This window comes from Blautia sp. MCC283 (assembly GCF_018785565.1).
Lineage (GTDB): Bacteria > Bacillota > Clostridia > Lachnospirales > Lachnospiraceae > Blautia_A.
This window is the reverse complement of sequence record NZ_WQQB01000069.1, coordinates 226,038-240,773: the sequence shown is the minus strand read 5'-3', so window position 1 is coordinate 240,773 and position 14,736 is coordinate 226,038. Positions and strand designations below refer to the sequence as shown.

Annotated in this window: 12 protein-coding genes and 1 tRNA gene; 4 read left to right on the top strand and 9 right to left on the bottom strand. The window is 45.6% G+C overall.

All coding sequences use genetic code 11. The features are described 5' to 3' along the window. Positions 1 to 114: 114 nt before the first annotated feature. Positions 115 to 1,203 (bottom strand): tRNA 2-thiouridine(34) synthase MnmA, encoded by a 1,089-nt coding sequence (mnmA, locus tag GPK81_RS17560; protein WP_118170462.1) that lies wholly within the window; start codon positions 1,201 to 1,203, stop codon positions 115 to 117. A 208-nt stretch (positions 1,204 to 1,411) separates the two neighbouring features. Between mnmA and GPK81_RS17555 the strand changes: the two genes are divergently transcribed. After that, on the top strand, positions 1,412 to 3,571 hold the full coding sequence (locus tag GPK81_RS17555; protein ID WP_215707421.1) for a SulP family inorganic anion transporter: 2,160 nt from the start codon (positions 1,412 to 1,414) through the stop codon (positions 3,569 to 3,571). On the opposite strand, the gene GPK81_RS17550 is transcribed toward GPK81_RS17555, so the two are convergent. Continuing rightward, complete coding sequence (locus GPK81_RS17550) at positions 3,561 to 4,433, bottom strand: LysR family transcriptional regulator (protein ID WP_177289671.1); 873 nt, start codon at positions 4,431 to 4,433, stop codon at positions 3,561 to 3,563. The two genes, GPK81_RS17555 and GPK81_RS17550, sit on opposite strands and share 11 nt — an antisense overlap. A 307-nt stretch (positions 4,434 to 4,740) precedes the next feature. Between GPK81_RS17550 and GPK81_RS17545 the strand changes: the two genes are divergently transcribed. Together GPK81_RS17545 and GPK81_RS17540 are read left to right on the top strand one after the other, a co-directional pair. Further along, positions 4,741 to 6,507: an ABC transporter ATP-binding protein gene (locus GPK81_RS17545; protein WP_215707420.1), complete on the top strand. Its 1,767-nt coding sequence runs from the start codon at positions 4,741 to 4,743 to the stop codon at positions 6,505 to 6,507. Beyond that, on the top strand, positions 6,504 to 8,267 hold the full coding sequence (locus tag GPK81_RS17540; RefSeq protein ID WP_215707419.1) for an ABC transporter ATP-binding protein: 1,764 nt from the start codon (positions 6,504 to 6,506) through the stop codon (positions 8,265 to 8,267). The genes GPK81_RS17545 and GPK81_RS17540 overlap by 4 nt, the downstream gene beginning before the upstream one ends. Before the next feature lie 77 nt (positions 8,268 to 8,344). On the opposite strand, the gene GPK81_RS17535 is transcribed toward GPK81_RS17540, so the two are convergent. From GPK81_RS17535 to GPK81_RS17510, 6 genes are all read right to left on the bottom strand, one after another. Then, positions 8,345 to 9,031 (bottom strand): hypothetical protein, encoded by a 687-nt coding sequence (locus GPK81_RS17535; protein WP_215707418.1) that lies wholly within the window; start codon positions 9,029 to 9,031, stop codon positions 8,345 to 8,347. 357 nt (positions 9,032 to 9,388) lie between these two features. Further along, entirely contained in the window at positions 9,389 to 10,015 is a 627-nt protein-coding gene (locus GPK81_RS17530; RefSeq protein ID WP_215707417.1) for a TetR/AcrR family transcriptional regulator, read from the bottom strand. Positions 10,016 to 10,226: 211 nt separating this feature from the next. Beyond that, entirely contained in the window at positions 10,227 to 11,456 is a 1,230-nt protein-coding gene (gene hydF / locus GPK81_RS17525; protein ID WP_138277643.1) for a [FeFe] hydrogenase H-cluster maturation GTPase HydF, read from the bottom strand. 193 nt (positions 11,457 to 11,649) lie between these two features. Further along, positions 11,650 to 12,246: a sugar O-acetyltransferase gene (locus tag GPK81_RS17520; RefSeq protein ID WP_215707416.1), complete on the bottom strand. Its 597-nt coding sequence runs from the start codon at positions 12,244 to 12,246 to the stop codon at positions 11,650 to 11,652. 481 nt (positions 12,247 to 12,727) lie between these two features. Further along, entirely contained in the window at positions 12,728 to 13,288 is a 561-nt protein-coding gene (locus GPK81_RS17515; protein WP_215707415.1) for a flavin reductase family protein, read from the bottom strand. After that, complete coding sequence (locus GPK81_RS17510) at positions 13,285 to 13,869, bottom strand: NUDIX hydrolase (protein ID WP_215707414.1); 585 nt, start codon at positions 13,867 to 13,869, stop codon at positions 13,285 to 13,287. The genes GPK81_RS17515 and GPK81_RS17510 overlap by 4 nt, the downstream gene beginning before the upstream one ends. 233 nt (positions 13,870 to 14,102) lie before the next feature. On the opposite strand from GPK81_RS17510, the gene GPK81_RS17505 reads away from it, so the two are divergent. Beyond that, positions 14,103 to 14,354, top strand: coding sequence for an RDAC family protein (locus GPK81_RS17505; protein WP_021977951.1), 252 nt, complete (start codon positions 14,103 to 14,105; stop codon positions 14,352 to 14,354). 105 nt (positions 14,355 to 14,459) lie between these two features. Here GPK81_RS17505 and GPK81_RS17500 read toward each other — a convergent pair. Beyond that, positions 14,460 to 14,532: transfer RNA gene (locus tag GPK81_RS17500), tRNA-Asn, on the bottom strand. Between the last annotated feature and the right edge of the window lie 204 nt (positions 14,533 to 14,736).

The window sequence follows — 14,736 nt, the reverse complement described above, 5'->3', positions numbered from 1 at the left end:
CTGATCATCACGTTGCTCACCTTGTTTTGTGTGCTCCGTTTTTTGATGATGCAATCATATCACCCTTTTCCTAGTATGTCAATGGGGTTTATCTATTTAGGTTCTCACCTTTATTTATGACTGGCTATAGATTTTATTTATAACGCCACCGCCTACAACTTCGTCTCCGTCATACATTACCACAGCCTGGCCTTTTGTGATCGCTCTCTGCGGTTCATCAAACTTCACATGAAGGATGCCGTCCGGTGTCTGCCATGCAGTGGCTGGCTGCTCTTTATGACGGTAACGGATCTTGGCAGTCACTCTCTTCGGCTCACTTAAATTATCCACGGAGATCAGGTTTACACTATCTGCCTCAAGCTCACTGCTGAAAAGATCTGCGTTGTCACCGAGAACAACTGTATTGGTCTTCGGGGAGATCTCGCAGACATAAAGACGGCTGGCTGCCGGAATACCAAGGCCACGGCGCTGACCGATGGTATAATGGATGATTCCTTTATGGCGTCCGATATAGTTTCCTTCTTTATCTACAAAATCACCTTCCGGTGTTTTTTTGCCTGTATATTTCTCGATAAATTTCGCATAATCGCCATCCGGCACAAAGCAGATATCCTGGCTGTCATGTTTTCTGGCATTGATAAAGCCATGCTCTTCGGCAATGACACGGACCTGATCTTTCCGAAGGCCTCCAAGAGGAAGTTTTACATGTGCCAGCTGTTCCTGGGTCAGCATATAGAGCACATAGGACTGATCCTTGGTGTCGTCCACTGCTTTTTTCAGAAGATAGCGGCCTCTGTTCTCATCGTACTCCACTCTTGCGTAATGTCCGGTTACAATATAATCGTAGCCGATCTCCTGCATACGGTGGAACATTTTGTCAAATTTCAGATAACGATTGCAGTCGATACATGGATTGGGTGTGCAGCCGTTTTCGTAAGCCTCCACAAAACGATCCATAACTTCTGTATGGAAATCTGCGGTAAAGTTAAATACGTAGTAAGGCATATCCATCTGATAAGCCACGCTTCTGGCATCCTCCACATCGTCCAGGGAACAGCAGGTCTTTTCCCTGTGGACACCGATATCCTCGTTGTTGTAAAGTTTCATGGTTGCACCGATGCACTCGTCACCGGATTCCTTTGTCAAAAGAGCTGCCACGGAGCTGTCCACACCGCCGCTCATTGCTATGATCGCTTTTTTCATTTATATCTTAACCTTTCATTGATGATCTTTTTTCACACAGCAAAAGTACGGGATTTCGCATCCCACACAGCTGTAATTTCGCATTTATTATAATATGACAGATATCCTTTGTCCACGATTTTTCACCCGGAACCTTTGCTTTGCTTCTTTCCCGCAGGCTCTCTTTGGTATATAATAGAAAATATTTTTCAGAAAAGGATGTGACTATATGAAGCTTTCCCTGTTTTCCACGCTGCGGGGATACCGGAAAGAATACCTTCTCAAAGATATTTTTTCCGGTATCATCATCGCCGCAGTTTCCATTCCTATCTCCATGGGATATGCCCAGATTTCCGGAATTCCGGCGGTATACGGACTGTATGGTTCTGTTCTGCCAATCCTGCTGTTTGCGCTCTTTTCCACTTCAAGGCAGTTTATCTTCGGCGTTGACGCGGCACCTGCTGCCATTGTAGGCGGCGCGCTGTCTACCCTTGGCATTGCCGCGGAATCGGAAGCTGCCATGGATTATGTCCCTGCCATTGCACTTTTTGCAGGCCTGTGGCTGTTTGTGTTCTTCCTGCTCCATGCGGATAAGATCGTAGATTTCATCTCCACACCGGTAATGGGTGGTTTTATCAGCGGTATCGCAGTCACCATCATCCTGATGCAGATCCCGAAACTGATGGGAAGCCCGGCAGGTTCCGGTGAACTTCTGGAGCTGGCAGAACATATCTTCGCTGCCGCAAAAAATATCAGCTGGCTTTCCCTCTGCATGGGACTTGGTGCGCTGATACTGATCCGCATATTCAAAAAACTGGCGCCGAAATTCCCCATGGCCATCGCGATCATGGCCCTGGGTGTTCTCTCCACCGTTGTTTTTCATGTGGATGAAAAGGGCGTTGTGCTTTTGCAGTCTGTAGAACGTGGCCTTCCTTCCCTGGTGATCCCGGATTTCGGAAATGTTGATCTGACCCAGGCAGCAGGCCGCGGCCTTATGGTTGCCGTTGTCATTATGGCGGAAACCCTTCTTGCAGAAAACACTTTCGCCTTTCGCAATGACTATAAACTGAACGATCGTCAGGAGATCCTGGCCTGTGCAGCGGGAAACATTGCAGCAGCTGCTGTGGGATGCTGTCCGGTAAACGGCAGTATTTCCCGTACCTCTCTCAATGAACAGTACGGAGGAAAATCTCAGGCAGTTTCCATCACTGCCGGGATCACCATGGCTCTGATCCTTCTTTTTGGCACCGGATTTATCGGATATCTTCCGGTTCCTGTGTTGACAGCCATTGTGATCTCTGCTCTGATGGATGTGGTGGAAACCCATCTGGCTGTACGTCTTTTCAAGGTGAGCCGCACAGAATTTTACATTTTTATGGCTGCCGGTTTCAGCGTGCTCTGCCTTGGAACCATCTATGGCGTTATCATCGGCATCCTGCTCTCTTTCGTAGCTGTGATCCTGAAAGCTACCAACCCGCCACGCTCTTTCCGTGGTATGATCCCGGGCAGAGATGTTTATTTTGATCTTTCCAGAAACCGTTACGCCTATCCCATCAAAGGCGTTGTCATCTACCGTTTCAGTGAGAACCTGTTTTTCGCAAATGTAAAGATCTTTCAGGAAGATATTGAAAACAGCATCCAGAAAGATACAAAAGTGGTGATCGTAGATGCCAGTGCCATTAACAGCATTGACGTTACTGCTGCCGACCGGCTGGATGCCATCTCTGCAAGCCTGAAAAAACGAGGGATCCGTTTTTACCTTACCGAACATTCCACTCAGATCAATGACCAGCTGCGTCAGTTCGGCATCGGCCATATGATCAAGGACGGTATGGTCCGCCGTACCATTCTTGCCGCCTTACATGACGCAGGGATCGAAGCTCCTTATGAACTGGATGTTCCAAAGGAGGACGAGGCAAAACTTCTCCGCCGCAGCATCGCCTTTCTCCCGGCAGAGGAAGAAGATACCCTGGAAGAGTTTGCCTGGGCTTTCGGAGATGATGCGGTAAAAGAGATCGAGAAATCTGTCCATCACATTATCGAACAGTTACATCAGATCCCGGATATTGAACGTCTCTCCGAAGAAGGTCTGGAAGAACTTCTGGATAACTGGCATGGCCTGGGGCTTCTGGATGAAGATGAACTTCTCCGAAGGATCGAGTTACATATGGACGAACTGCCGGAAGAGCTGACTTCCGACCGGAGACTGATCCTTCAGCTTCTGGAAAAACGCCGTGGCAAACTGAAAGAAAAAATCCTGGCCGAACACCCGGAAGTTCTGGAACGGCTGGAACAGCGCAGAAAGAAACTGGAAGAACGGCTGGAGAAACAGAATCCGGAAGCCGTTCAGAAGTGGAAACACTGGAAAGAGGAACATCTCAAAGACTGATTTCTTTATATTCCTCACAGATATTGATAAACTCCTGCATTACAGCGGAAGGCCTGCGGTCTTTTTTCCAGGCAAGAAGGATCCTAGTCGTAAGCTTCTCTTCTTCGATGATCCGGATGGGAAGATCTGTACAGAGGTCTTCCATGGATCTTGGAAAAACGGCAGTGGCAAGGCCTTCCTGCACCCAGAGCATGGCATCTCTGGGATCGTCGCAGACACAGAAAATATCCGGCTGGAGATTTTTTTCTCCAAAGGCTTTCATCAGAAATTCTTCGTATCGCCGGTAAATAATAAGAGGGCGTCCAGTCAGTTTCTTAAGGCTGATGCCCTCTTTTTTTGTCCTGTTTTCCGGGAATGCCGGGGGAAGGACTGCGATCATGGGTTCTTCCGAAAGCTCCAGATAATTTAATCCCTCCAGCTTGATAGGTGTCCGCACCACAGAGACATCAATGATCCCATCCATAAGATAGTTCAGAAGTGTGAAGGTAATGGCATCCCGCACCTCAAAGTTTACATCGGAATTTTCCCTGGAAAATCTGGAAATATAAGGCATAATGGTGGTTACTGTGGTGGGCGTGATCCCGATACGTAAGACCTGCTTTTTCCCTGCCTTGGATACTTCCAGCTCTGTGGAACGGACATAATTTAAAATATTCTCCGTCCTGTCATAAAGAAGCTTTCCCGCTTCTGTCAGTGTCACCCCTGCCCTGGTCCGCTCAAAAAGCTTCACATTCAACTCTGCTTCCAGCTGTTTGATCTGGTAGCTTAAGGGCGGCTGGGACATATTCAGTCTTCTTGCAGCTTCATGGATACTTCCCGTTGCCGCAATCTCATGAAAATATTCCAACTGTCTGATCTCCATATCCTTCTCCTTTTAATTGCATATAATAATTTCTGTAATTTCCGCATTCCGTTCCCGGATGATCCGCATCAAACACTCTCTGTCTTTGTGTCAAGCGGATATTCGCAATCTATATTCTTCTGTACTGCATACTAATGATTTTTTCATTTTTGCAGATACTATGATCATCTTCCCATAAACTCACGTTTTCTTCAATATAATTTTTATATTATAATACATTAAAAACAATATTATACGTATCATCCCGGAGGGAGTATAATAACAGAGGTTTATTGTAATAAAAAGGAAATGGAGGAAAGAAAAAGAAATGCGAACACTCGCAAAATATCTTCGAAACTACAAAAAAGAAAGCATTCTGGCTCCTTTTTTCAAGTTTCTGGAAGTTGTGTTTGACCTGCTGGTGCCTATCGTCATCGCCCAGATCATTGATGTGGGTATTGCTCACAATGACCACGGCTACATCGTACAGAAATTCTTTATCCTGATACTGATGGCAGCCGCAGGACTGGCAGTCAGCATCACGGCCCAGTTTTTTGCGGCAAAAGCCAGCGTAGGTTTTGCCACAGAAGTACGCCAGGCAGTCTTTGACCACATCCAGAAGCTTTCCTATACGGAGCTGGATACCCTTGGAACTGATACCCTGATCACCCGTCTGACCGACGACGTAAACCAGGTACAGAACGGTGTAAACATGGGCCTTCGTCTTCTTCTTCGAAGCCCGTTTATTGTTTTCGGTGCCATGGTGATGGCCTTTACCATCAACGTGCGCTGTGCACTGATCTTCGTAGTTGCCATCCCGGTACTGTTCCTGGTTGTCTTTGTGATCATGTTCTTAAGTATCCCTCTTTTCAAAAAAGTACAGGGACGCCTGGATACTGTCACACGCCTTACCAGAGAAAACCTGACCGGTGTCCGTGTGATCCGTGCATTCTGCCGGGAAGATCACGCAGTTGCGGAGTTTGACGAAAGTAACCTTGCTCTCACAAAGCTGAATGAGTTTGTAGGAAAAATCTCCGCACTTTTAAATCCGGCCACCTATGTACTGATCAATATCGCAACCGTGATCCTGATCCAGACTGCAGGCGTACAGGTCAATCTTGGAAACATGCAGCAGGGTGAAGTCGTTGCCCTTTACAACTACATGGCACAGATGATCGTGGAGCTGATCAAACTTGCTTCCCTGATCATCACCCTGAACAAATCCATGGCCTGTGCAGACCGTGTTGCCGGAATCCTGAAAGTAGATTCCACCATGACTTACCCGGAGAAAACTTCCGCACCGGCAGCTGCAAAGAACGACTGTGCCGTTGCTTTTGACCATGTGACCTTCTCCTATGCAGGAACCGGCGCACCCAGCCTTTCGGACATCACTTTTTTCGCAAAAAAAGGCTCTACCATTGGAATCATCGGCGGTACCGGAAGCGGTAAGTCCACCCTTGTGGATCTCATCGCCCGTTTCTATGACGCAAGCAGTGGAACCGTCACCCTTGACGGCCAGAATGTACAGACCTACTCTCAGAAAGAGCTCCGTGAAAAGATCGGCGTGGTTCCTCAGAAGGCAGCACTTTTTCAGGGAACCATCCGCGAGAACTTAAGCTGGGGACGGGAAGACGCCACAGATGAGGAAATGTGGGAGGCTCTTACCACTGCCCAGGCCCGTGAGATCGTGGAGAAAAAAGATGGCCAGCTGGATTTTAAGCTGGAACAGAACGGCCGGAACCTTTCCGGTGGCCAGCGCCAGAGACTTACCATTGCCCGCGCCCTTGTGAAAAAGCCGGAGATCCTGATCCTGGACGACAGTGCCAGTGCTCTTGACTTTGCCACAGATGCGGCACTTCGGAAATCTCTCCACCAGCTTGGCGGAAACACCACCACTTTCCTGGTATCCCAGAGAGCAGCCAGTATCCGTCAGGCCGATCTGATCCTGGTACTGGACGACGGCCAGCTCGCCGGAAAAGGAACCCACCAGGAGCTTGTTTCCACCTGTGAAACTTACCGTGAGATCTTTTTCTCACAGTTCCCAGAAGAACGGATCAAATATGAAAAAGCAACCGGAAAGGAGGTCCTGGCATGAGTAAAACATACAAAAAATCCCAGAACAAAAACAGCATGGCAACCTTCTTCAAGGTGCTCCGCTTTATCGGAAAATACCGTTTCCTTCTTGTCTTAAGTGTAATCCTTGCCGCAGTTACCGTAATTTTGCAGCTGTATGTTCCCGTACTTTTCGGCTATGCCATTGATGAGGTGATTGCTGCCCATGAAGTTGATTTTGGCAGAATGGGATTCTATCTTTCCCGTATTCTTGTCATGATCGTGCTTTCCGGTATTGCCACCTGGGTCATGAGCATCATCAACAACCGTATGACCTACCGCACAGTACAGGATATCCGTGCGAAATCCATCCGCCATATCCAGAAACTTCCGCTGTCCTACCTGGACGGACACAGCACCGGTGATATCATCAGCCGTGTCATTGCGGATACGGATATTCTTTCTGATGGTATGCTCCTTGGATTTACACAGCTGTTTTCCGGTATCATCACCATCATCGGAACTCTGATCTTCATGTTTTCCAAAAATGTGTGGATCACACTGATGGTCATTGTCCTGACTCCGGTGAGCTTTTTTGTGGCAAAATTCATCTCCTCCCATTCCTTCCAGATGTTCCGTGCACAGAGTGATGCCCGTGGACGTCAGACTGCACTGATCGAGGAAATGATCGGAAATCAGAAAGTGGTTCAGGCATTTGGCTATGAGAACCGTTCTTCGGAGCGTTTCGCTTCGATCAACGAGGAGCTTCGAAATGCCAGCCAGGAAGCTGTTTTTTACAGCAGTCTCACCAACCCGTCCACACGATGTGTCAACAACATCATCTATGCAGGTGTAGCTCTTGTAGGCGCCTTCCTGATCCCGGGCGGTCATCTGACTGTTGGTGGTCTTTCCGTACTGCTTGCCTATGCCAACCAGTATATGAAACCATTTAATGATATCAGCTCCGTGATTACAGAGCTTCAGAACGCTCTGGCCTGCGCTACCAGGATCTTTGACCTTCTGGAAGAAAAACCGGAAAGCCCGGACCTGTCCGGAACTCTTGATGATGTAAAAGGTGCCGTAGATATCCAGAATGTTTCTTTCCGCTACGAAGAGGACAAACCTCTCATTGAAGGATTTAACCTTCACACAGAGCCTGGCCGACGAATCGCCATCGTAGGTCCTACCGGCTGTGGTAAGACAACTTTTATCAACCTGCTAATGCGTTTCTACGACGTCACCGGCGGAAGTATCTCCGTAGACGGAAAACCGATCACCGAAGTTTCCAGACATGCCCTCCGCGGAAGCTATGGCATGGTTCTCCAGGATACCTGGATCAAACATGGAACTGTCCGTGATAACATCTGTATCGGAAAACCGGATGCTTCTGATGAGGAAGTGATCCAGGCAGCAAAAATGTCCCACAGCTGGGAATTTATCCGCCGTCTTCCAAATGGCCTGGATACCATTCTCTATGAAGACAGCTTAAGCCAGGGACAGAAACAGCTTCTCTGTATCACCCGTGTCATGCTGTGCCTGCCACCAATGCTGATCCTTGACGAGGCAACCTCCAGCATTGATACACGAACCGAAATGCTGATCCAGGAAGCTTTCGACCGGATGATGCAGGGCAGAACAAGCTTCATCGTTGCCCACCGTCTCTCTACTATCCGTAATGCGGATGAGATCCTTGTCATGAAAGACGGAAGTATCATTGAGCAGGGAAATCACGAGGAACTTATGGCAAAAGGCGGATTCTATCAGAATCTTTATAACAGCCAGTTTGTGAAAGTTTCTGAATAAAATATCGAATTTATAAAATTCAAAAATCTCCGGATCACAGTTTTTCTGTGCCGGAGATTTTTTTATACCATTTTGTTCTATTTATATTTTGACCGGAGGAGCCACTTCTGGTCGATCACTTTCAGATCTTCTCCAAACCGGATATGAAGCCTTACGGAGCCTGGAAGCTGCTCTACATGCTCAATATTTCCGGTTCCGAATTTCGGATGGCTCACATCCTCTCCGATCTCGTAGCGCACAATGCTGTTCCGGGTATTTTCATGCTGCTGCTTTCTCCGGTAAGTATCCCGTACTGTTACTGTCCGGTCATGGATTGGGCTTCGGAGCTTTTTCTCGTAGTCGTGTTTCATCAGGGCTTCCCCTGCCTTATAATATGGCGTTGGCGCCGCGCCGGTCAGGGAGCAGCAGTATTTCCAGGCACTTCCGTGAGTTCCGTGCTGCCACTGATACTCTTGGGGAATGTGAAAATTATGCTGCATATAATGGGCATATTCATGTTTGTAAAGGTCCAGCCTGTCCTCTTTTTTCAGAGGATTTTTTACCGCGTAGCCGATAAACAGCAGGGAAAAATGAAAATGCTCTTTTTCGTGGTAACTGCCTCTTGTATAGGATCCCAGAAGATCTGGCTCCATACCAAAGGTAATGGGAATCTTCGCTCCATTGAGATGAAATTTTTTATCAAATTCCGCATAAAGGCTGCGGATCTGGGCTGTAAGTATGGGAATTTCTTTTTGCAGAGCCTGTGCAAGTGTCTGGTCGATCATTGTTTATAACTCCTCTATATTTTAAAAATACAAACTCTAGTACTATAGCACTTTCTTTCGGAATTGTAAACATCCCCTGAACGTGTATTGCCGGCAGTCGCTAAGAACCGCCGGCAATACCCCTTATTAACCGATCAGGAGAAATCCGCACCATGGCAGGCACTGACTGAAATCCCCGTTTTCCAGAAGGATGCGGATCATTGCCGCAATGCTGAAATAAGCCAGCATGGTTCCTGCCACACCAAGTACAGCCAGGACTACAGAGCCATAAAATTTACTGTGATATTTTTCTGCCCATCCCCATACTACCGATATCGGGGAAGGTTCTTTTTTTCCATATGCATCAACTCCTTTTTTTCATGATCCACGGATCCCCAGCAGCCGGAACCATCCGGCAGAATAAAATTCCCGCAGGCTGTTCATGTAGGAATTGGCTTTTTCCCTGGGCATGTCGTGGCGTACTGTCTCAAACATGCCGTTAAACATGCTGCTTGCTACCATGTGGATCAGATTTTCATCCAGTTCTTCCAGATGATAACCCGCTGCTTTCATTTTTTTCATAAGGACAATACTGGAATTGACTTCAATCTCCGTGAGGACATCCAGATAGTGTTCATAGCGGGTTCCTGTGGAACAGCATACGATCAGCTTAAATGCATCAAAATGATCATAAATGTATTCCACCATCCAGGAATAGCCTTCGTCAGACACCTCCGGAAGTGTCTGGACCTGGGCATCCACCGGCTGGTCTGCAAATCCCTTCTGGATAGCACGGTATCTCTCCTCCAGTACTCTGGCCGGTTCTTCTACCAGTACATCAAAGAGAGATTCCTTGTCTGTGTAATAGCGGTACAGTGCACCGGTTGTCACAGACAGTCTGGATGCAATCCCGCGCATGGAAGCTCCCTGAAAACCTTTTTCCAGAAATTCCTGCTTTCCCGCTTCCAGAAGATCTGCCGCCAGTTTCTCATTTACAGGTCTCATATGTTTGTCTCCTTTATTCAATAACGCCGTTATTTAATAACAATGTTATTTTAAAATAACTTTCTTTGTTTGCCAATCAGTTGAGTTAAATTAAACTATCTTTTTTCAAAATTTTTTCTGCTTTATAAATGAGTATGCAAAAAGCAGCTGCTCTCTGCACAGAAAATAAATTCTGTGCAAAAAACAGCTGCTTCATAAATTCAAAATATCTTTAAACATCCAGCTCTTTTCTTACATCCGGGAACATTTCCACACATCGTTTCAGGATTCCCTGCATGTAAGCAATGGCAATTCCATAATTGGTAATGGGGATTTCCTGGTCCAGCGCACATTTCTGACGGTAGCGCATTTCCCGCTCATTGAGCATACATCCACCACAGTGCACGATCAAGTTGTACTTCGTCACATCTTCCGGGAAATCTCTTCCTGAAGAATACTCAAATTCCAGATCTTTCCCCGTATAATTTCGGATCCAGCGTGGAAGCTTGACTGTTCCGATATCATCACACTGTCTATGATGGGTGCATCCCTCAGAGATCAGGATCTTATCTCCGTCTTTCAGTCGGTCAATGGCTGCTGCACCGGCTGCCGCTGTTTTCAGATTTCCTTTAAATCTGGCAAACAGAATTGAAAATGAAGTGAGCCAGATATCCTTCGGTGTTTCTTTGCTGACCTTTGCAAAAACCTGGCTGTCTGTGATCACAATTTTGGGGCTCTTGCCCAGGGTTTTCAGTGTATTGGAAAGCTCGTTTTCTTTGATGACAATGGCTGCTGCTCCAGCCTCTAGCACATCCCGGATTGTCTGCTGCTGTGGAAGGATCAGGCGGCCTTTTGGTGCGGCTTTATCGATCGGTACTACAAGAACCGCAAAGTCTGACGGCTCCAGGAGATCTCCTACCAGACGTAATTTCAGATCATCGGTTACTGCAAGAGATGCGATCTTTTCTTTCAGTTCATAGATGTTCTGACCTGTTGCCGCACTGGCGTAAATGAAGGGTTCCTGATTCCGATCCGGAGAATCCGCATTTATTTTCTGATTTTCCGAAAGAAGGTCGGATTTATTGTATACAACCAGGTACGGAATTTCCTTTTCTTTAAAAATGTGGATCAGCTCCTCATCCACATTGGTTTTTCCAAGGGTAGCATCCACAACAAGAACTGCCACATCCACACGGTTCAGTACCTGTTTTGCCTTTCGGACTCGAAGTTCTCCAAGATGTCCTTCATCATCAATACCCGGCGTATCAATAATTACAACCGGTCCCATTGGAAGCAGCTCCATGGCCTTGCTCACCGGATCCGTGGTAGTTCCTTTAACATCGGAAACCACAGCAAGTTCCTGACCTGTCACTTTATTTACAATACTGGATTTTCCTGCATTTCTTCTGCCAAAAAAACCGATATGTACACGGTCTGCTGACGGTGTTTCATTCATTCCCATAATTTTTCCTCTTTTCTTTCAGCATCAGACAGGTCCTCATCCATTCCTGTTCTCATCCACCTGTTTCATATTTCATAAGATCATTCGACCTTTGCTCCCGGCATTATCTGTTGATGTGCAAAAGCTTACGCCTCTGTTCCTGCCCTCTGCTTATTGCTTTTCGCAATTGAAGCAGGGGACTTACTTGATTTGGTTAAACGATCTCAGAATAATCAATTTTTCTGTCTTTAAAATAATATTCTTTATCCCGCTCATTCATTTCTCTCAGCACCCTGCATGGATTGCCGACTGCAACCACATTGGAAGGCAGATCCTTCGTTACTATACTTCCGGCCCCAACTACAACATTATCACCAATAGTAACTCCCGGTAACACAACAACTCCAGATCCCAGCCAGCAGTTCTTACCGATATGAACTTCCATATTATACTGATATCCTTTTTCACGAAGCTCCGGTAAGATCGGGTGCCCCGCAGTTGCGATGGTCACATTTGGACCGATCATGGTATAATCGCCAACATAAATATGACCGTCATCTACCAGTGTCAGGTTAAAGTTGGCATAGACATTTTTTCCAAAATGGACATATGCACCTGCCATATTGGCGTGAAGCGGTGGCTCGATATAACAATCTTCACCAATCTCCGCAAACATCTCTTTCAGCATTTCTTTTCTTTTATCCAGCTGTGTAGGGCGTGTCATATTGAAATCATAAAGCCTGTCCAGTTTCCTGATCTGATCCTGAAAGATTTCATCGTCATTAGGGAGATATAATTCTCCTGTATGCATTTTTTTCTCTCATTGGGCGCATGGCAGCTCCTCCTTTTTGTATGTTTTTTACAAAAAATAATATATGGATTATGTTATCATATCGTATATTTACATACAAGCATGAAATTTCTGAATAATCCGAAGTTTTTTCGTGAATCTGTTATGTTCATATATGATCTGTAGCTTCATCTGCTGTTTCTTTTATAACAAAAAGTAATGATCAGGACGGGATTTTCCAGGCATGTCAAGCGGATATTCGCAATCCGCTTCGCTACGTGGCTCTACACCAAATAACTGCTCCGCAGTTTATCAGGAGGAGCTTGCACTCCTCCTGATACAAGCAAGTCCCCACCCACTGCTTATTGCTTTTCGCAACCCCGCAGGGGACTTACTTGATTTGGTTAAAGAGTTTGGAATATTATAAAAAAAGTCTCTTCCAGAAGGCAGGTTTTTCAATCCTTTCTTCTTAAAGAGACTTTTTTGTTTCCATAAATATTATTTATTTCAATGCAGCTCCAGCTTTAAAAGCATCGCCCACCTTTTCGCCAAGACGGATATATGCGTTGTTAAACGGATCAAACGTGATCGGTGCAGCTTTTGCTACATCTACATTTCCGTTTTTGTCCAGAACACGTTCGTCCACGCTGACATTTACGATCTCACCAACCAGACGGCAGGTTTCTTTGTCGTAGCTTTTCAGTTTACATTCTACACAGATGGGAAGCTCTTTGATGATGGGGGCATCTACTTTTTCGGACTTTTCTGCTGTAAATCCGGTTTTTGCAAATTTATCCGGCTCTTTGTTTCCGGAAACAATTCCCACATAATCGCAGGCTGTCATATGATCCACATCCGCCATGCTTACTGTGAAAGCGCCTTTTTTCAGAATATTTTCGGTTGTTTTGTGACTCTCACTGACACAGATGGAAATTTCCTTATCATCACTGATTCCGCCCCAGGCAGCATTCATAACGTCCGGTTTGCCATCCTCGCCATATGTGGCGATCATTAATACTGGCTGTGGATAGGTATAAGGTTTTGCACCAAAATCTTTTCTCATGACTGTTTCTCTCCTTTATATTCGTTATTGTTGTTATTTTTTATGAATTCCCGCACAAGCTGCAGGCCTCCTAATGGAACACAGAATTTATCTCTGTGCTGTCTGCACTGCTGATACGTTTCTTCCAGATCAAACCACTGTACCTCTTCTACTTCTTCTTTCTGAAGTGTAAGACGATCGATCTCTACCGGATGATCGTAGATATAAACAAAGGCAATCTCTTCATCCCGGAACATTTTTCCATGAAATTCTTTGGCAAAAGATATCGGGAATTTTCCTGCAAACTGCAGATATTCTGGCACTGCATGTATCCCCAGTTCTTCCTTTAGTTCCCGCAATGCTGATTCCAACGGTTCATCCCCTGCCTGTATGTGGCCTGCAGATGAAGTATCAAATTTTTCTGGAAAAGAATCCTTGTTTCTGGATCTTTTTTGAAGAAGGATCTCTGTTCTTCCATTTTTCCGGCGGATGATCCAGATATGCGCAGTGCGATGGCGGATTCCCTCTGCATGGGCAATGCTCCGTTCTACGGTCTTTCCGGTGGGATTTCCGTTTTCATCTATGATATCAAATATTTCCATTCTTATCTGTCTGCTTCTTTCTCTTATAATTATTCTTAAGTGAATCAGATGATTTTTTATCTGATTACCAAAATGTCTGGGAACTGACAAAATTTACTATAGTATATATTTTAACATGATTTGAAAACAGTTTCCAGTCTGTTGTCGGAAAACCGGCATCTGTATTGCCTGTTTTTCTTTTCTTTGCTATGATATTTCTAACCACAATAATTATTTGACGGGAGGTTGATTTTATGTATTGTATTTCTTTTAATGATATCATTGAACTAAATGGACTACTTAAAGATCAGGGACTTCATTTTCGCATTCATCTTCGTGATGCTTGTGGAAAACAATCCTGTTGGATCGAACCGCTTGGGAATTGTGCATGTGAAGGACATTTTGATGAAATGTATCAGGTTCTGGAGAATTTTTTTGCAGGAAAAAGAGCCTCGATCGAGTATGATGAGAGTAAACTGAATTTCTGGATTTTGTCTGCAGATTGAGGATTCGCCATCCCGCAGGAGACTTGCCCGATTCAGTTTAAACAGATATTATGTGAAAATATAAATATGCCTGTAAACAGAGTGCTGTTTACAGGCATAAAAAAACTCCCCCTGTTGGACTCGAACCAACGACACTGCGGTTAACAGCCGCATGCTCTACCGACTGAGCTAAGGAGGATTATTTATTAAGGTTTGTACCTTAAAAACTACATACATGTGTTTGTTGATGGTTAATCGTTTTTGTTGAATCAAATTTAACCTGCGTGCCGATTTGCCTTTTTTCACGGGCTCGCAGCTTGCGCTGCATCGCCTGTTCTTTTAGGCTACTCCAGCGGTGGTCATCTCACGACTCCGTCGTTCGATGTCATTTGCTTCGCAAATA